Annotated in this window: 21 protein-coding genes; 10 read left to right on the plus strand and 11 right to left on the minus strand. The window is 67.1% G+C overall.

Annotated features, from left to right (window positions below):
- Positions 1-9: 9 nt before the first annotated feature.
- Positions 10-906, minus strand: coding sequence for a hypothetical protein (locus M2165_RS21215; RefSeq protein ID WP_280816557.1), 897 nt, complete (start codon positions 904-906; stop codon positions 10-12).
- Between the two features lie 145 nt (positions 907-1,051).
- The gene (locus tag M2165_RS21220; protein WP_280816558.1) at positions 1,052-1,978 is read right to left on the minus strand and encodes a folate-binding protein; all 927 of its coding nucleotides are present in this window, start codon (positions 1,976-1,978) and stop codon (positions 1,052-1,054) included.
- Between the two features lie 122 nt (positions 1,979-2,100).
- On the opposite strand from M2165_RS21220, the gene mltG reads away from it, so the two are divergent.
- The 8 genes from mltG (at position 2,101) to M2165_RS21260 (ending at position 7,755) form a co-directional block, all read left to right on the plus strand.
- Positions 2,101-3,123: an endolytic transglycosylase MltG gene (gene mltG / locus M2165_RS21225; protein ID WP_280816559.1), complete on the plus strand. Its 1,023-nt coding sequence runs from the start codon at positions 2,101-2,103 to the stop codon at positions 3,121-3,123.
- Positions 3,120-3,782 (plus strand): dTMP kinase, encoded by a 663-nt coding sequence (gene tmk, locus M2165_RS21230; RefSeq protein WP_280816560.1) that lies wholly within the window; start codon positions 3,120-3,122, stop codon positions 3,780-3,782. The genes mltG and tmk overlap by 4 nt, the downstream gene beginning before the upstream one ends.
- A complete protein-coding gene (locus M2165_RS21235; protein WP_280816561.1) occupies positions 3,779-4,801 on the plus strand; it encodes a DNA polymerase III subunit delta' in 1,023 nt (340 codons plus the stop codon). Before tmk ends, M2165_RS21235 begins: the two co-directional genes overlap by 4 nt.
- Positions 4,798-5,178, plus strand: coding sequence for a PilZ domain-containing protein (locus tag M2165_RS21240; protein WP_280816562.1), 381 nt, complete (start codon positions 4,798-4,800; stop codon positions 5,176-5,178). The genes M2165_RS21235 and M2165_RS21240 overlap by 4 nt, the downstream gene beginning before the upstream one ends.
- 125 nt (positions 5,179-5,303) lie before the next feature.
- On the plus strand, positions 5,304-6,110 hold the full coding sequence (locus M2165_RS21245; RefSeq protein WP_280816563.1) for a TatD family hydrolase: 807 nt from the start codon (positions 5,304-5,306) through the stop codon (positions 6,108-6,110).
- Positions 6,107-6,784 (plus strand): ankyrin repeat domain-containing protein, encoded by a 678-nt coding sequence (locus tag M2165_RS21250; RefSeq protein WP_280816564.1) that lies wholly within the window; start codon positions 6,107-6,109, stop codon positions 6,782-6,784. The genes M2165_RS21245 and M2165_RS21250 overlap by 4 nt, the downstream gene beginning before the upstream one ends.
- Before the next feature lie 101 nt (positions 6,785-6,885).
- Positions 6,886-7,374 carry a DUF2726 domain-containing protein gene (locus M2165_RS21255; protein ID WP_280816565.1) on the plus strand — a complete coding sequence of 163 codons (489 nt, stop codon included), beginning with the start codon at positions 6,886-6,888 and terminating at the stop codon, positions 7,372-7,374.
- 165 nt (positions 7,375-7,539) lie between these two features.
- On the plus strand, positions 7,540-7,755 hold the full coding sequence (locus tag M2165_RS21260; RefSeq protein WP_280816566.1) for a hypothetical protein: 216 nt from the start codon (positions 7,540-7,542) through the stop codon (positions 7,753-7,755).
- Here M2165_RS21260 and M2165_RS21265 read toward each other — a convergent pair.
- The 9 genes from M2165_RS21265 to M2165_RS21305 form a co-directional block, all read right to left on the minus strand.
- Positions 7,727-8,635, minus strand: coding sequence for a hypothetical protein (locus M2165_RS21265; RefSeq protein WP_280816567.1), 909 nt, complete (start codon positions 8,633-8,635; stop codon positions 7,727-7,729). The genes M2165_RS21260 and M2165_RS21265 overlap by 29 nt on opposite strands.
- A gap of 78 nt (positions 8,636-8,713) precedes the next feature.
- Positions 8,714-9,151 carry a hypothetical protein gene (locus M2165_RS21270; RefSeq protein WP_280816568.1) on the minus strand — a complete coding sequence of 146 codons (438 nt, stop codon included), beginning with the start codon at positions 9,149-9,151 and terminating at the stop codon, positions 8,714-8,716.
- A gap of 152 nt (positions 9,152-9,303) precedes the next feature.
- Positions 9,304-10,458 (minus strand): zonular occludens toxin domain-containing protein, encoded by a 1,155-nt coding sequence (locus M2165_RS21275; RefSeq protein WP_280816569.1) that lies wholly within the window; start codon positions 10,456-10,458, stop codon positions 9,304-9,306.
- Positions 10,455-10,742 carry a DUF2523 family protein gene (locus M2165_RS21280; protein WP_280816570.1) on the minus strand — a complete coding sequence of 96 codons (288 nt, stop codon included), beginning with the start codon at positions 10,740-10,742 and terminating at the stop codon, positions 10,455-10,457. Before M2165_RS21280 ends, M2165_RS21275 begins: the two co-directional genes overlap by 4 nt.
- Positions 10,739-12,241, minus strand: a complete 1,503-nt coding sequence (locus M2165_RS21285) for a hypothetical protein (RefSeq protein WP_280816571.1) — start codon at positions 12,239-12,241, stop codon at positions 10,739-10,741. The genes M2165_RS21280 and M2165_RS21285 overlap by 4 nt, the downstream gene beginning before the upstream one ends.
- A complete protein-coding gene (locus M2165_RS21290) occupies positions 12,231-12,416 on the minus strand; it encodes a hypothetical protein (RefSeq protein WP_280816572.1) in 186 nt (61 codons plus the stop codon). The genes M2165_RS21285 and M2165_RS21290 overlap by 11 nt, the downstream gene beginning before the upstream one ends.
- Positions 12,417-12,432: 16 nt before the next feature.
- Positions 12,433-12,645: a hypothetical protein gene (locus M2165_RS21295; protein WP_280816573.1), complete on the minus strand. Its 213-nt coding sequence runs from the start codon at positions 12,643-12,645 to the stop codon at positions 12,433-12,435.
- Between the two features lie 82 nt (positions 12,646-12,727).
- Positions 12,728-12,892, minus strand: a complete 165-nt coding sequence (locus M2165_RS21300) for a hypothetical protein (protein WP_280816574.1) — start codon at positions 12,890-12,892, stop codon at positions 12,728-12,730.
- A 2-nt stretch (positions 12,893-12,894) separates the two neighbouring features.
- The gene (locus tag M2165_RS21305; RefSeq protein WP_280816575.1) at positions 12,895-13,191 is read right to left on the minus strand and encodes a hypothetical protein; all 297 of its coding nucleotides are present in this window, start codon (positions 13,189-13,191) and stop codon (positions 12,895-12,897) included.
- Between the two features lie 77 nt (positions 13,192-13,268).
- Here M2165_RS21305 and M2165_RS21310 point away from each other — a divergent pair, with 77 nt between their 5' ends.
- Together M2165_RS21310 and M2165_RS21315 are read left to right on the plus strand one after the other, a co-directional pair.
- Positions 13,269-13,655 (plus strand): YdaS family helix-turn-helix protein, encoded by a 387-nt coding sequence (locus tag M2165_RS21310; protein WP_280816576.1) that lies wholly within the window; start codon positions 13,269-13,271, stop codon positions 13,653-13,655.
- 30 nt (positions 13,656-13,685) lie between these two features.
- Positions 13,686-14,108, plus strand: a complete 423-nt coding sequence (locus M2165_RS21315) for a secondary thiamine-phosphate synthase enzyme YjbQ (RefSeq protein WP_280816577.1) — start codon at positions 13,686-13,688, stop codon at positions 14,106-14,108.
- Positions 14,109-14,172 lie beyond the last annotated feature (64 nt).

Here is a 14,172-nt window from a genome sequence, read left to right on the forward strand (position 1 = left end):
CGTTCTTCTTCAGTAGCGCGGCGGCGGATCGGGCACGTAGCCCGCCTCCGAGCCGGGGAATGCCGAGGGCCCTTCGGGCCGCGGCCAGCGCGGCGGCGGCGGTGGGACGGGAATCACGCCGGCCGCGACGAGGTTCTCGCGGCTGTCGTAGCGGATGCGCACCACCTCGTCGGGCGTGGACTGCGCGCGCTCGAAGGTGGTGTGGCCCACGTGCGAGGTCTCGCGCCGGCCGTGCCCCGTGCCGAGGCTCGGCGCCTGCCGCGCGAGGCTGCCCTTGGCCGATGCGCCGGGCGGGGCGGCTTCGGCGGCGCTGTCGGCCGAACGAGACTGGGGCACGGCGGACGACTCGGCCGCGGCGGCTGGCGCTTCGCCGCGCCGCTGTTCCAGGTCGCGGCGCGGAAATGCGATCGGCGGTGACGGCCGGCGCTCGCGGAACATCGCGACGCCGATCACGCCCGCGTCGTCGGGCCGGCCGGTGCGGTTCGCATACGACTGGCCGACCGAGGTGAACTCGAAGGCCGCGATCTGCGAATCGCTCTTGCGCCAGCCCGCGATGTCGCTGCGCTCGCCGTCCGAGAACACATAGCCGTTCTGCAGCACGCCCGCGGTTTCGCCGGTGACGATGTTGATGCCGTCGACCGACATCACGGCCATGATGCGTTCGCCGCCCGGATGGCGCACGCGGATCGCGTAGCGGGCGCCGGGCCGACCGGCCACCCAGTATTCGCCGCGGTGGCGGTAGAGCGGCAGTTCGCGGCCGCTCGCGCGGTCGATCACGCTGACCTGCATCAGCGCGCCGATGCGGTCCTGCGGCGACGGCGTCGCGAAAGGGCGCGCCGGGCTGTCCGCGCACGCCGCGAGCGAGGCGAGGGCGATGGCGGTCGAGAAGAAGTGTCTGCGCTGCATGGTGTCTTTCCTTGGCCGGAGTGGATCGGTCGGGCTTCTACGGGCCGGTGGTTCGGACGGGGTTTGACGCGCGCAAAAAAAATGGCGCTGCCCCTTGCAAGGCAGCGCCAAGCGTCCGTTCGGACGCCGGGGGTCGGAGAAAAACCTAGATGTCCTCGAGCAGCGGATAGGGCAGCGGCTCGACCGTGAGCGCCGGCCCGTCGGCCGCACCGGCGCGCAGGCCGCCCGCATCGAGCGCCGAGATCTGGATCGAGACCAGCGCCGCCCAGCCGCCGCCGGGCGCCTCGGCCGCCTGCGCCACCGTGCCCACGGGCTGCTCGGCATCGCCTGCGGCGAACACCTCCTGGCCCGCGGTGACCGGGCCGTCGGCCTGCACGAGGTACGTGCGGCGCTTCAGCGTGCCGCGGAACTGGCTGCGCGCCACCACTTCCTGGCCCGGATAGCAGCCCTTCTTGAAGTTGACGCCGCCCACCGATTCGTAATTGATCATCTGCGGCACGAAGGCCTCGATCACGGGCGTGGTCAGCGTCACGATGCCGCTGCGCACCTCGCTCCAGAGCCAGAGCGCCGGATCGAGCGCCGGCCCGGTGGGCGCGGGGCTGCCTTCCGGCGCGATCCAGAGCGCGCGCGGCACGCCGTCGGCCGGGTAGAGCGAGACCGCGCTCGTGGCCTCGCCGATGGCGGTGCGCTGGCCCGAGGGCGCCGCGGCGTCGAGGCCGTTGGCTGCCAGCGCGGTGCCGGCGAGACCGTACAGCGCGAACTGCCCGGTGGCATCGCTGAGCTTGAGCTTGGCGCGCAGCACGTACATCGAGAGCCGCTTGAGCGTCGCGGCCAGGATGTCGCGGCTGCAGACCAGCAGCACCAGTTCGGGCTGCGGCCGGATGCCGATGAAGCTCGCGATCGCGCGGCCCTTGGCGGTGCACAGCGCCGCAAGCCGGGCCTCGGCGGCGCCGAGCAGCGCGAAGTCCTGCGTGAGCTGGCCATGCAGGAAGCTGGCGGCGTCGGGACCCTCGGCGCGGATCACGCCGAGGTGTGAAAGAGCGGTAACACCATTGAGAACGACAGGGGTCATCGCTGAATTATCATGGTCGCGGCCGTTTCGTCCGGCCCGCAGGAAATCCCGCCCCGGTTCCCGCAGGGCCACTGGCCGACCATCCTGAACCGTTTTCCAAGTCCCGCTATTTCCACGGACCCGTGCGCCGCTTCTTCCTTACGCTTTTTCTGCTCGCCGCCCTGGCCGCGCTCGGCCTCGGCGCTGCCGGACTCTGGTGGGTGCACCAGCCGCTCAAGCTGCGCGCGCCCAGCCTCGACCTGTCGGTGGAGCCCGGCACCACGCCGCGCGGCGTCGCGCAGGCCGTGGCCGACGCCGGCGCCGACGTGGAGCCGCAGCTGCTCTATCTCTGGTTCCGCCTGTCGGGGCAGGACCGGCAGATCCGCGCCGGCAGCTACGAGCTGGAGCGCGGCATCACGCCCAAGACGCTGCTCAACGTGCTGGTGCGCGGCGAGGAGGCCACGCGCAGCCTGGTGCTGGTCGAAGGCTGGAACATCCGCCAGGTGCGCGCCGCGCTCGCCAAGGCCGAGCAGCTCAAGCCCGAGACCATCGGCCTGCCCGACGACGCCCTGATGGCCAAGCTCGGCCGGCCGGGCATGCACCCCGAGGGCCGCTTCTTCCCCGACACCTACACCTACTCGAAGGGCTCGACCGACCTCGCGCTGCTGCAGCGCGCGATGCGGGCCATGGACAAGAAGCTCGAGGCCGCCTGGGCCGCGCGAGCGTCCGACCTGCCGCTCAAATCGGCCGATGAGGCATTGATTCTGGCCAGCATTGTCGAAAAGGAGACAGGCAAGGCCCAGGACCGCGCCGAGATCTCGGCCGTGTTCGTGAACCGCCTGCGCGTGGGCATGCCGCTGCAGACCGATCCGACCGTGATCTACGGCCTGGGCACGGCCTACGACGGCAACCTGCGCAAGAAGGACCTGCAGACCGACACGCCCTGGAACACCTACACCCGCGGCGGCCTGCCGCCCACGCCGATCGCGATGCCGGGCAAGGCCGCGCTGCTGGCGGCGGTACAGCCGGCGCAGAGCAAGTCGCTGTACTTCGTGTCGCGCGGCGACGGCACCAGCCAGTTCAGCAATTCGCTCGACGACCACAACCGCGCCGTCAACCGCTACCAGCGCGGCGGCGGCGAGCCCAAACCGAAAGTGGCCCAATGAGCCTCGAAGGCCTGTTTCTCACGCTCGAGGGCATCGACGGCGCCGGCAAGTCGAGCCACCTCGATGCGATCGAGGCGCGCTTCCAGGCGGCCGGTCGCACGGTGGTGCGCACGCGCGAACCGGGCGGCACGCCGCTGGCCGAGACCCTGCGCGGCCTCGTGCTCGAGCAGCCGATGGACCCGCTGACCGAATCGCTGCTGGTGTTCGCCGCCCGGCGCGACCATGTGACGCGCGTCATCGAACCCGCGCTCGCGCGCGGCGACGTGGTGCTCTGCGACCGCTTCACGGACGCGACCTTCGCCTACCAGGGCGCCGGCCGCGGCTTCGACGCCGCCGTGCTCTCGACGCTCGAAACGTGGGTGCAGGGCAGGGGAGTGGCAGGCCTGCTGCAGCCGCAGGTCACGCTCTGGTTCGACCTCGCGCCCGAGATCGCGGCCGAGCGCCTGGCCGGTGCGCGGCTGCCGGACAAGTTCGAATCGCAGCCGGTCGAGTTCTTCCGGCGCGTGGCGAGCGGTTACGCGGTGCGCGCGGCGGCCGATGCGGCGCGCTTCGTGCGCATCGATGCGAGCCGGACGCGCGAAGACGTCTGGCAGCAGGTCGAAGCCGCGCTGGTGGCGCGCGGGGCGTTCGCGCTCGCGACGACCGGAGCCGCACCATGAGCGCAGCCCCCTCGCTGTCGCCCTGGCTGCGCCGGCCGCTCGCCGAGTTGCTGCGCCAGCGCGGCCATGCCTGGCTGCTGCAGGGGCCTTCGGGCCTCGGCCAGTACGAACTCGCGCTCGCGCTGGCGGCGGCCTGGCTCTGCGAGCAGCCGTCGGAAGAGGGCGGCACCGCCTGCGGCCACTGCCCGAGCTGCCACGCCATCGAGGTGCGCACCCATGCCGACCTCTGCGTGCTGATGCCCGAAGTGGCGATGCAGGAGCTCGGCTGGCCGCTCGACGAGAAGGCCCAGGCCGACATCGACGACAAGAAGCGCAAGCCCAGCCGCGAGATCCGCGTCGAGGCGATGCGCGAGGCCGTCGGCTTTGCGCAGCGCACCAGCGCGCGCGGCCGCGGCAAGGTGGTGCTGGTGTATCCCGCCGAGCGCATGAACACCATCACGGCCAATGCGCTGCTCAAGACGCTCGAGGAACCCGTCGGCGACGTGCGCTTCGTGCTGGCCAGCGAAGCGGCCTGGCAACTGCTGCCCACCATCCGCAGCCGCTGCCTGGGCTTCACGCTGCCGTGGCCCGCGACGGCCGACGCCGAAGCCTGGCTCGCTGCCCAGGACGTGCCCGCCGCGGACGCCGCTGCGCTGCTGCGCGCGGCCGGCGGACGGCCGAGCGACGCCCTGCGGCTCGCGCGCGCCGGCCAGTCGCCCAAGGCGTGGTCGCTGCTGCCCAAGGCCATCGCGCGCGGCGAGGTCGCCGCGCTGGCCGATCAGCCGCCGTCGCAGGCCATCGGTGCGCTGCAGAAGCTCTGCCACGACCTCATGGCCGTGGGCAGCGGCGCACCGCCGCGCTTCTTCGAGGCCGCCGACCTGCCCGCGGCCGTGCCTTCGCACCTCGCACTGGCGCGCTGGTCGAAGTCGCTCTCGACCGCGGCCCGCACCGCCGAACACCCCTTCAACGCGGGGCTCATGCTGGAAGCGCTTGTGAGCGAAGCGCGAACCACCCTAAACTCTGCCCCTCGCCGCCCATGAACCAACCCGCCGCACCTGCCGCCGCCGCCGCAACGCCTCAACGGCCGAGCGTGATCCAGCTCGCCATCAAGGAAAAGGGCGCGCTCTACGCCGCCTACATTCCGCTGTTCGCGGAAGGTGGGATCTTCATTCCCACCACGCGCGAATACCGCCTGGGCGACGACGTCTACGTGCTGCTGACGCTGCCCGAAGACCCGCAGCGCTATCCGGTGGCCGGCAAGGTCGCCTGGATCACGCCGCCGCGCGCCGCCGGCAACCGGGCACCGGGCGTGGGCATCCGCTTTCCGTCCGACGAGAAGTCGCGCCAGCTCAAGGCCCGCATCGAAGCGGCGCTGGGCGGTTCGATGGCTTCCGACCGGCCGACCCAAACGATCTAGGCTCGCCCCCAGGCTGCGCGCACTGCGTGTCGCTTCGCCAACCCCCTACCGGGGGCGATACCGGCGGACCGGCGGAGCCGGTTCCGCGGTATCTCTGGCGTGGGCCGTTGTCTTTTTGAGACTTCATGTTCACCGATTCCCACTGCCACCTTACTTTTCCCGAATTCGCGGACCAGATGCCGCAGATCCGCGCGGCCATGGCCGAGGCGAAGGTCGACCGGGCGTTGTGCATCTGCACCAAGCTCGAGGAATTCGACGACGTTCAGGCGCTCGCGGCGCGTTATGACAACTTCTGGGCCAGCGTGGGCGTGCATCCGGACAACGAGGACATCGCCGAGCCGACGCTCGACGACTTGGTGCGGCGCGCCGCCTTGCCGCGGGTGGTGGCGATCGGCGAGACCGGGCTCGACTACTACCAGATGGAAGAGCGCAAGGGCGGGCGCAGCGTGGCTGACCTCGAATGGCAGCGCGACCGCTTTCGGGTGCACATCCGCGCCGCGCAGCAGACGCGCCTACCACTGGTCATCCACACGCGCGAAGCCTCGGCCGACACGCTCGCGATCCTGAAGGAGGAGGGCGAGGACGGCAGCGGCAGGGCGGCCGGGGGCGTGTTCCATTGCTTCACCGAGACCGCCGAGGTGGCGCGCGCGGCGCTCGACCTGGGCTTCTACATCTCCTTCTCGGGCATCCTGACCTTCAAGAAGGCCCAGGAACTGCGCGAGGTCGCGGCCTTCGTGCCGATGGACCGGATGCTGATCGAGACCGACAGCCCGTACCTCGCGCCGGTGCCGTACCGCGGCAAGACCAACAACCCGTCGTACGTGCCCTTCGTCGCGAAGCAGATCGCCGAACTGCGCGGCTTGCCGATCGAGGCGGTCGCCGAGGCCACGAGCGCCAATTTCGAAACGTTGTTCCAGGGAGTCAAAACATGAGAAATTACATCAAGAAGTTCCTGTATCTCGCTGTCGCAGCAGCAATTTTTGCTGCCCACGCCGGTTCGTTCGAGGACTTCTTCCGCGCTGTGCGGGCCGACAATGCGAGCGGCGTGCGAACCCTGCTGAACCGCGGATTCGACCCCAACACGCGCGACGAACACGGCCAGACCGGGCTGATCATCGCGCTGCGCGAGCCGTCGCCGAAGGTGATCCAGGTGCTGCTCGAATCGCCGCAGACCGACGTCGACATCGCCAACGCCAAGGACGAGACGCCGCTGATGCTGGCCGCCATCAAGGGCCAGCAGGACGTGGTGAATCAGCTGCTCAAGCGCGACGCCGCGGTCAACAAGACCGGCTGGACCCCGCTGCACTATGCGGCCACGAGCGGACAGCTGAGCATCATGAAGGTGCTGCTCGACCAGCATGCGTTCATCGACGCGCAGTCGCCCAACGGCACCACGCCGCTCATGATGGCGGCGATGTACGGCTCGACCGAGGCGGTGAAGCTGCTGCTGGCCGAAGGCGCCGACACGGCGATGAAGAACCAGCTCGGCATGACCGCGGTCGATTTCGCGACCAAGGCCAACCGCGCCGAAGCCGCGCAGCTGATCGCGGCTGCGAGCGGGGCGAAGAACGGCCCCAAGCCGATCCCCAAGGACGGCAAATGGTGACCGGCTGAGGGCTGGTCCACCTGCGTCAGCCGGCTCCGGGAAACGCCCGGAATGCGCGCGCCGGCACTCGTGCGAGACTCCGTGGAGAAGGAGAAGCAGAGATGAATACGTTCCTACTCATGGTCGTTTTGCTGGCCATCGGCGGCCTCGCGCTCTGGTTTGCCGCCGGCCGGAGATCGCAGCGCAGCACCAGCGGCTTCGTCGACAAGCCCAAGGCCAGGCCGCCGCTCACGCCGCGCGAGCAGGCCATGTACAACCGTCTGGTCCAGACCTTGCCCGACCTCGTGGTGCTGCCGCAGGTCAGCTTCGGCGCCTTGCTCACGGCCCGCACCCGTGCCGCGCGCAGTTCGTTCAGCCGCAAGATCGCCGACTTCGTGGTCTGCGACCGTTCCTTCAAGGTCGTCGCCGTGGTCGAGCTCGGCGACAAGAACGGCGGCAAGGGCAAGCCGTCGCAGCGCGATGCCGACAAGCACGCGCTGCTGATCGAAGCCGGCTACCGCGTGCTGCGGTATCCGCGGGTGCCTGACGTGGGGCGCGTGGAAGCGGATTTTGATCCAACGATGGCTTCGGTCAGTCCGATGGGGTCCTGAGGGTCTGGCGCTCCCTGGTCGACCTCCATTTGAAGAACACAATGTGCATAAGCCCAAATTCAGGAGATACAACGGGACTTATGTCAAGCGTTTCCTGCTTGATTTTTTGTAATTCCGGGTAAGACTACCAGACACAATCAGGCCTTCACCACAGAGGCCTTTTTCATGGGAATTCAAGATCGAGACTGGTACCGCGAGGAAGTCAAGCGCAAGGCCCGCGAGGAAGCTAACGCCAACACGAGTCGCAAGCAGCGCCGAGCAGCAGGCGAGGGCGGCCCACCAAAGCTCATCGGCGCCGACTGGCACTGGAGCCTCCAGCTGCTGGTGTGGCTCGCCATCGCAGTGCTCGCGATCATGCTGATTCGCCTGCTAGGCCTATAGGCCCATCGCCCCCAGGTGGCTGTAACTCGGTGCTGAGGTAGTAGCTGTCCTTCCACCGGCCGACGCGGTGCTGCACCACATCCTCACCGTCATCGAGCCAGAAGCATCGGCCGATCAACTCGGCGAGGCTCAGGCCCACGAACCGCTCCACGACGCACTTGGGCACCGCAACGCCCTCGGAGTGGGTGTAGCGCTTCTTGCCCTCGGGCACGAGCTCATAGTGCTTCGTGATGTACTTCGAGACGTAGCCGGCCATCTTCGCCGGCGAGTGGCGGATCTTCTTCTTGCCGCCGATGAAGCACAGGCCGTTGTCCTTCCCAACGATGCCGCGCCACACGACAGTCCCGATATCGCGCCCACGGACGCGAAACGTGCGCCACTCACCCCCAGGCATGCGCTTCTTCATTTCAACGTGCTGTGGGAGGCGGTAGATGGCTGCATGCACGTGCCACGCGCCACGGGTCTGCGGCTCGAACCCGGCGCAGTAGGCGAAGCCCGGAATCAGGTCGGACATGCGACGGACCCACTTCGAGAAATGCTCCTTTGCGAGCGCCTCATCGGTCTGGTTCTCGCGGTAGGTAAGGGTGGCCAGTTCATCGAAGCCCATCGACTTGATGAAGCGCCTACAGGCCGTCTTGGCGCGCAGCGCGGCACGACGCAGGTTCTTCTCCTTCCGCTCGGCCTCATCGAGCTCTGCCCACTCGGCACGCTTCGCTTCGTCGGCAAGGTGCGACCAGTCGGGCGCGGGACCGACCTCGCGCCATTCGACTACACGTTGCGCGGAAATCTCCCGATGGCCGTTGCACTCCCACACCCGAACATCGAATGCGTTCTCGATGTATTTGCCCTCATAGGCAATCCCGTCCACAATGCGCTGCATCGCTGTTCCCCAAAGATAAGGCAGTGATCACGACCCGGGCGGCTGGCAGGCTGCGCCGGGTCTTTCTTTTTCACCAGGTCAACAATTCAATTGCTTGACCAGGTGAGCGATATGGCGGGCATACGTCGATGCCCAACGCCAGTACAAGGCAAGCGGCCCCTTTCGCCGCTTCCACGAGGACTCAGCTTCGCGGTTGGCCTGGTGACGGATCTGCGTGAACAAGTCAATCAAGAACTCGCGTTCACCAGGTGAAAGAGCACGGCCTTTGGCGATGAGGTCATCGACAGCGGGCAACTTCAAAAGAGGATTCAAATAGCCCATACAACCCCGAAAGAAAAGGTAGCGACAGAGGGACTTGTCGTGATGTGTCTTAGTAATAAATTGAGGCCGCGCTGCGCGCGGGCCTGCGGCGTGCGGCGCAAGCTTGCCCGCCTGCGGCCCGCACAACGCGGTACCGAATCGACCCTCATGCAGCACCACAGCCAGGAGCACGCGGCCGCGTGCGTCTTCCTTCACGTTGGGCACTGTCGCCGGGGCACGTAACCACACCACGCCAGTCCGAGACGTGCCTGCGCTTCGCTCCGGCGTTTGCTTAGCAGTAGTGCGAGCGCAGAGGCAGGGGCACGTGAGCTGCATCGCGGAGGCGTTCATGCCGCTGTAGGCCCGAATCACCGCCTGCCCCCTTGCGCAGACTGCATGCCCTGCGGGTCGCGCCAGCCCGGGCCATCAATGACCACGAGCCGGGGCGCTGCGAGCCCGTCAGGCGCGTTTTGGGGCGAGGGCAAGGGGGTAGTGGCCTCGGGCCGTTTCTGCGGCTCATAGGGATCGAAGCGCGGGCGATCCATCAGCGAGCGCGCCATGTCCGGGTGCACCTCGACCACCGTGCCCTGCTGGGTGTAGCACTGGGCGCGCTTGCCCATCGACATGCAACCGACGAGGACCGGCATGACGGCCACACGGCGCAGGCTGTCGTAGACCGGCGCGCTCTCCGGGCGCAGAGGATCGCGCGGCACCCAATCCTTCGTGTCATCGATCGGCGGGCCGGCCTTCGTGGCATCGGCTTTGCCGGCGTCGGCCTGCGCGGCGGCCGGATGCGCCATGGTCGCCGGCGCACCGGGCTTTGCGGCCGAGGACTGGACAGCCTTCGGGTCACCGAATCGCTCGCTCATGCGGGCCTTGAGCGTCGGCGCGAGGATGGCGAAGGCGGCGACGCCGGCCAGCACGAAGTAGAGCAGCGTGGGGATGCTGCGCTTTTGCTTCGTATGGAGGTCCGCGCTCTTGTAGAGCTTGAAGACCTTCTTGTCGTAGCGCCACGGGGCCTTCGTGATGGCCTTGCTGTACATCAGCGTGCGGCTCGCATGGTCCCACTCGTAAACGATGGCGAACGGCATGTTGCCGACCCGCCGCACGTGCAAGTGGCGGTTGCAGAGCATTGCGAGGTTTCGCTCGGTGAGCATCAGCCCCTGCGTGATGAGAATGAAGTCAACGCCCATGTGCCGGTGCGTCTCGAGCGCCTTGATGTCGTCGGGCACCTTCGAGCCGTTGGCGCGCGGCTCCCACACCTTCTGAATCTCATCGAACACGATGACCGAGCCGGGCTTTGCCCACTCGTGCCAGTTGCGCAGCCCACCGCTGGCCGAGCCATCGATCAACTCGTGATCGATCATCAGCCCCCGAATGTTGGTGTAGATGGTGCGCGGGTACTCGACCACCTCGCCATCGACTTCCTGCTTGATCGTCGTGCCGACAAGCGACAGCAAGAGCTTGCTGACGGTGTACAGGGTCTTGCCGGCCCCTGGCGTGCCTGTGATGACGGTGATCACTGCGGCGACTTCCCGATGATGCTGGTCGCGTTCTGGATCGACCACAGCAGCAGCTTCGTGGCCACCGCGCCAAAGATGATGCCCACCGCCTTGCCAACCCAGAGGTACAGCGCGAGGTTGAGCATGTCGGCCGGCAGCGCCGCGAGGTTGGCGATAAACAGATTCTTGACCTGCGTGATCGCCGCCTCGACGCCGACCACCGTGATGACGGAGAAGCCAAGCGCGAGCAGGATCTTCGCGAGGATCGGTTGCGCGAGCGACAGCAGAAACGTGCCGAACTTCATGCGTCTTTCCCTCCGGGCAGGATGATGAGGACGGCCGAGAACGCAGCCAGGGCCATGAGGATGAATCGGATCGGCAGGAAGTAGCTGCACGTGGCCTGCCAGTCCCACACCTTGAGGGTCTGGCCCGTGCTGCCGAAACTCGCGTAGGCATCGGCCGGGCAGCTTCCACCGCCGAGCACGCTTTCCTCTTGGAACGTCACGTCCTTCGACTCGCGCGGAATCTCGCCGTCCGGGGTGTCGAAATCGATCTTCTGACAGCCGAGCGCCTCGGGATGCTTGGTGCAGGCGTCCTCCGGTTCCTCGCTTGTCGTCGCGCCTGGCGTGCTGTCGCTCGGTGTGGTGGTGGTCGTGCTGGTGCCGGTCTGGACGTTCGAACTGTTGTAGTAATTCGTCGTCGTGACGTTCGTCGTGTTGGTGACCGTATTGCCGTTGGTGGTGAAGTTGTAGGTGGTGCGCGAGACCTCGCGAGTACCGTCCTGGTTTTGCTTCACGGTCTCCGGGCCCTGGATCGATGTGGGGCCGCTGACAGTCGGGTTCGGCATCTCGATCGTGCCGCCCTTGTCGATGACCTCGCCCCACACACGCGGATCGGGAACCACCGAGCCGAGCCGGCCGGGAATCTCCGAGGCGGGCACGTTGACCTTGGGCAGATTGGCACCGGACACACAGCCGTTCGACGTGACCCACCACGTCGCCGGACAGTTCGACGCGGTGCCTTTGTAGAGCGTCTCGCCGTAGGTGTTCTCCACCACGCCGTTCGACTTCCGAATCTGCCTGTACCAGCAGTAACCGACATTGCCCGACCCGCCAGTTGTCGTGACATGCGAATACTCATAGCGATAGACGGTGTTGCCTGACGCCTCTTGGTAAGCAACGTACTGCCGGCACGAATCCTCGCGCGTCGTCTTTGGCTGCAACCCGGTGGTGTAGTACATCCACCCATCGGACTGAGGCCAACTTGGGTCAACGTCCGGCCGCTCAATGTTGCCCGTCGCTGGGTTGCGCGTCATGCCTGCGCGCCCCATCCAATCGATGATGTACGGCGAAGCAGCAGCAACCCCGCTCGCGATGCCACACCAACCCGCAGTTGCGACGGCGCACACGATGCCGGCCGCGACCGGTGCAACGGTGCCCCACGGAATTTGATAGCTACCCGAAACGGGGTACTTCACAGCACCGGAGCCGCCGACCACGAAGCCGCCATTGAATCCCACGTGCCCAACTGTCTGGCCCGTTGGTGTAGGGGGCATGCCGTAGTTGCCGGCCTGCGTCCAACCACCCATGTTCGGCGAGATCGGAATCGTGCTGCCGCCGCTGTTGGTTGGCGGCGCGCCCGGCGTGATCGTAGTGGTGCGACCGGTCTGCGTGATACCAGCGCGGCCGATGTTGTTCTTGTTTATCGGCGCCGCGCCGAGGGTCAGCGAAAGGCCACCCAGAGCAGCAGCAACGAGCCAAGCGCGAACATGAGTTCGATGGAAGAGGGCATGGTTATTTCTCATCGGGCGCCCGGAAGAGATCGAGCAGCGCGCGGGCGCAGAACACGACAACCGCTGCACCGAGAAAGAGGGAGAAGACAAGCCCTATGTCCGTGATGTTGTCGGACGAAGGCGGGGCGGGGGCAAGCTGGACAGTGACCGCGCATTGCGCGCCGCACTCGATGGTTTGCTCGGCCATGCTTGCCCCCTTGCGCTTAGCGCCAGCCGAGCTTGGAGGCCAGCTTCATCAGGCCCCAGATGGTCACGCCTGCGGCCATGATGAGGCCGATGGCGGTGGTCGCGTCGGTCTGGTAGGCCGTGACGGCCGTGCTGACGTTTTCGGGCAGCGCTGCGTGGGCCGTGCCGATGGCGGCCAGGGCGACGGTGGGGAGAGCTGCGAGACGCAGCGCGAGGTTCTTGCGGTTCATGTGGATCAACTCCGGTTGTCGGTGCGGGATTGCACCGGAAGACCCTCGACGTCTCGCGACGCTGGAGAGCTATCCGCTGAAATCACTTGATCGGAGGAACTTTGGAGTGGTCGCGGTGGCGGGCGCGGTAGATGCGCTCGCCGCGGCGGGCATGCGCATCGATCCACAGCACCAGGGCCACGACGGCCGCGATGCCGCCGAACAGCCCCAGGGTCGAGAGGAACCCCATCACGCCATCAACGAGCATGGTCAGGCGGCCGGGCGGGCGGTCTTGACTTCGAAGGGCGTGAGGCCGGCGAGCGACGCTTCGAGGCGGCGATCCTTGGGGTTCGCACGCAAGGTGAAAGCCGCCGTGAAGAAACCCGGCTTGGGCGCGTTGTCGCCGCGCATCTTCTCGCCGAGGCGCAGCACCGCCACGCCTTCGACCGAGCCGTCGTCATTCAGCATGACGCACTCGGCCTCTTGGACCTGATACGAGCGGCCGTCATAGCTCTTGTCGAGGACGGGACCGACCTTGAGGATTTGGATTTTGCTGGTTGCGTTCAAAATGTGCTCCTATGCCCAACGGGGCGGTAAAGTTCTCAAATTGAGAACGTTACGATAGTACTCACAGTGAGAACAGAATGAAACACTTGCAGGAATTGAATTTGCTAATCGACGCTGCCAGCGCGATTGCGGGAAGCGATGCAAAACTTGCCCTTGCACTCGGCGCCAGCAGAGGCAACGTCAGCGACTGGCGCAAGGGCACCCGACCATGCCCGCCAGAACATCAGGTCCTCATGGCCGCAATCGCAGGCTTCGACGCACAACAGGTTGCCGCACGCGCGCTCGTGGAGAAGCATGAAGGCACTGCCATGGGTGACAAGCTGATGCGCGCCTTGGGAAAGCCTTCGCTAGCGATTGGCGCGGTAGGCGGTTTCGTTGGAGCCGTCGCACTGGCGATTTTTTCGATGATCCCGCTGCCTAGCTCTGCCGCCCCTGCGGAACACAATGTGCATTATGTTAAATGACTGATGCATGTACCCGCCGGAGGCCCGTCGATGCTTGACCAGAAAACCACCACCCTCGACATCGACACCCCCGGCCGCGGCCTGCAGGAGATCACTCCCGCCGTCGCCCGCTGGATCGAACGCACCGGCCTGCAGACCGGCCTGCTCACGCTGTTCGTGCGCCACACCTCGGCGAGCCTGCTGATCCAGGAGAACGCCGATCCGGAGGTCCAGGCCGATCTCGAGCGCTTCTTCGCGCGGCTCGTGCCCGATGGCGATCCGCTATTCAGGCACCGCGACGAAGGCCCGGACGACATGCCGGCGCACGTGCGCGCAGCGCTCACGGCCGTGCAGCTGTCGATCCCGGTCCTCGATGGCCGCATGGCGCTCGGCACCTGGCAGGGCGTCTACCTGTGGGAGCACCGCAGCCGGCCGCACCGGCGGCAGGTGGTGGCGCACCTCATCGGTTCGTAGCGTCGGCGGGTGCGCGGGAAAGCAGGCAAGCGCCCTGCCCGCGCATCGACTACGCTGGCAGGCC

Source organism: Variovorax sp. TBS-050B (assembly GCF_029893635.1).
Classification (GTDB): Bacteria; Pseudomonadota; Gammaproteobacteria; order Burkholderiales; family Burkholderiaceae_C; genus Variovorax.

Coding starts and splice junctions, on each gene's coding strand:
- M2165_RS21215 (WP_280816557.1), bottom strand. CDS start 906: ATGCAGCGCAGACACTTCTTCTCGACCGCCATCGCCCTCGCCTCGCTC.
- M2165_RS21220 (WP_280816558.1), bottom strand. CDS start 1,978: ATGACCCCTGTCGTTCTCAATGGTGTTACCGCTCTTTCACACCTCGGC.
- tmk (WP_280816560.1), top strand. CDS start 3,120: ATGAGCCTCGAAGGCCTGTTTCTCACGCTCGAGGGCATCGACGGCGCC.
- M2165_RS21235 (WP_280816561.1), top strand. CDS start 3,779: ATGAGCGCAGCCCCCTCGCTGTCGCCCTGGCTGCGCCGGCCGCTCGCC.
- M2165_RS21240 (WP_280816562.1), top strand. CDS start 4,798: ATGAACCAACCCGCCGCACCTGCCGCCGCCGCCGCAACGCCTCAACGG.
- M2165_RS21245 (WP_280816563.1), top strand. CDS start 5,304: ATGTTCACCGATTCCCACTGCCACCTTACTTTTCCCGAATTCGCGGAC.
- M2165_RS21250 (WP_280816564.1), top strand. CDS start 6,107: ATGAGAAATTACATCAAGAAGTTCCTGTATCTCGCTGTCGCAGCAGCA.
- M2165_RS21255 (WP_280816565.1), top strand. CDS start 6,886: ATGAATACGTTCCTACTCATGGTCGTTTTGCTGGCCATCGGCGGCCTC.
- M2165_RS21260 (WP_280816566.1), top strand. CDS start 7,540: ATGGGAATTCAAGATCGAGACTGGTACCGCGAGGAAGTCAAGCGCAAG.
- M2165_RS21265 (WP_280816567.1), bottom strand. CDS start 8,635: ATGCAGCGCATTGTGGACGGGATTGCCTATGAGGGCAAATACATCGAG.
- M2165_RS21280 (WP_280816570.1), bottom strand. CDS start 10,742: ATGAAGTTCGGCACGTTTCTGCTGTCGCTCGCGCAACCGATCCTCGCG.
- M2165_RS21285 (WP_280816571.1), bottom strand. CDS start 12,241: ATGAGAAATAACCATGCCCTCTTCCATCGAACTCATGTTCGCGCTTGG.
- M2165_RS21290 (WP_280816572.1), bottom strand. CDS start 12,416: ATGGCCGAGCAAACCATCGAGTGCGGCGCGCAATGCGCGGTCACTGTC.
- M2165_RS21295 (WP_280816573.1), bottom strand. CDS start 12,645: ATGAACCGCAAGAACCTCGCGCTGCGTCTCGCAGCTCTCCCCACCGTC.
- M2165_RS21300 (WP_280816574.1), bottom strand. CDS start 12,892: ATGCTCGTTGATGGCGTGATGGGGTTCCTCTCGACCCTGGGGCTGTTC.
- M2165_RS21310 (WP_280816576.1), top strand. CDS start 13,269: ATGAAACACTTGCAGGAATTGAATTTGCTAATCGACGCTGCCAGCGCG.
- M2165_RS21315 (WP_280816577.1), top strand. CDS start 13,686: ATGCTTGACCAGAAAACCACCACCCTCGACATCGACACCCCCGGCCGC.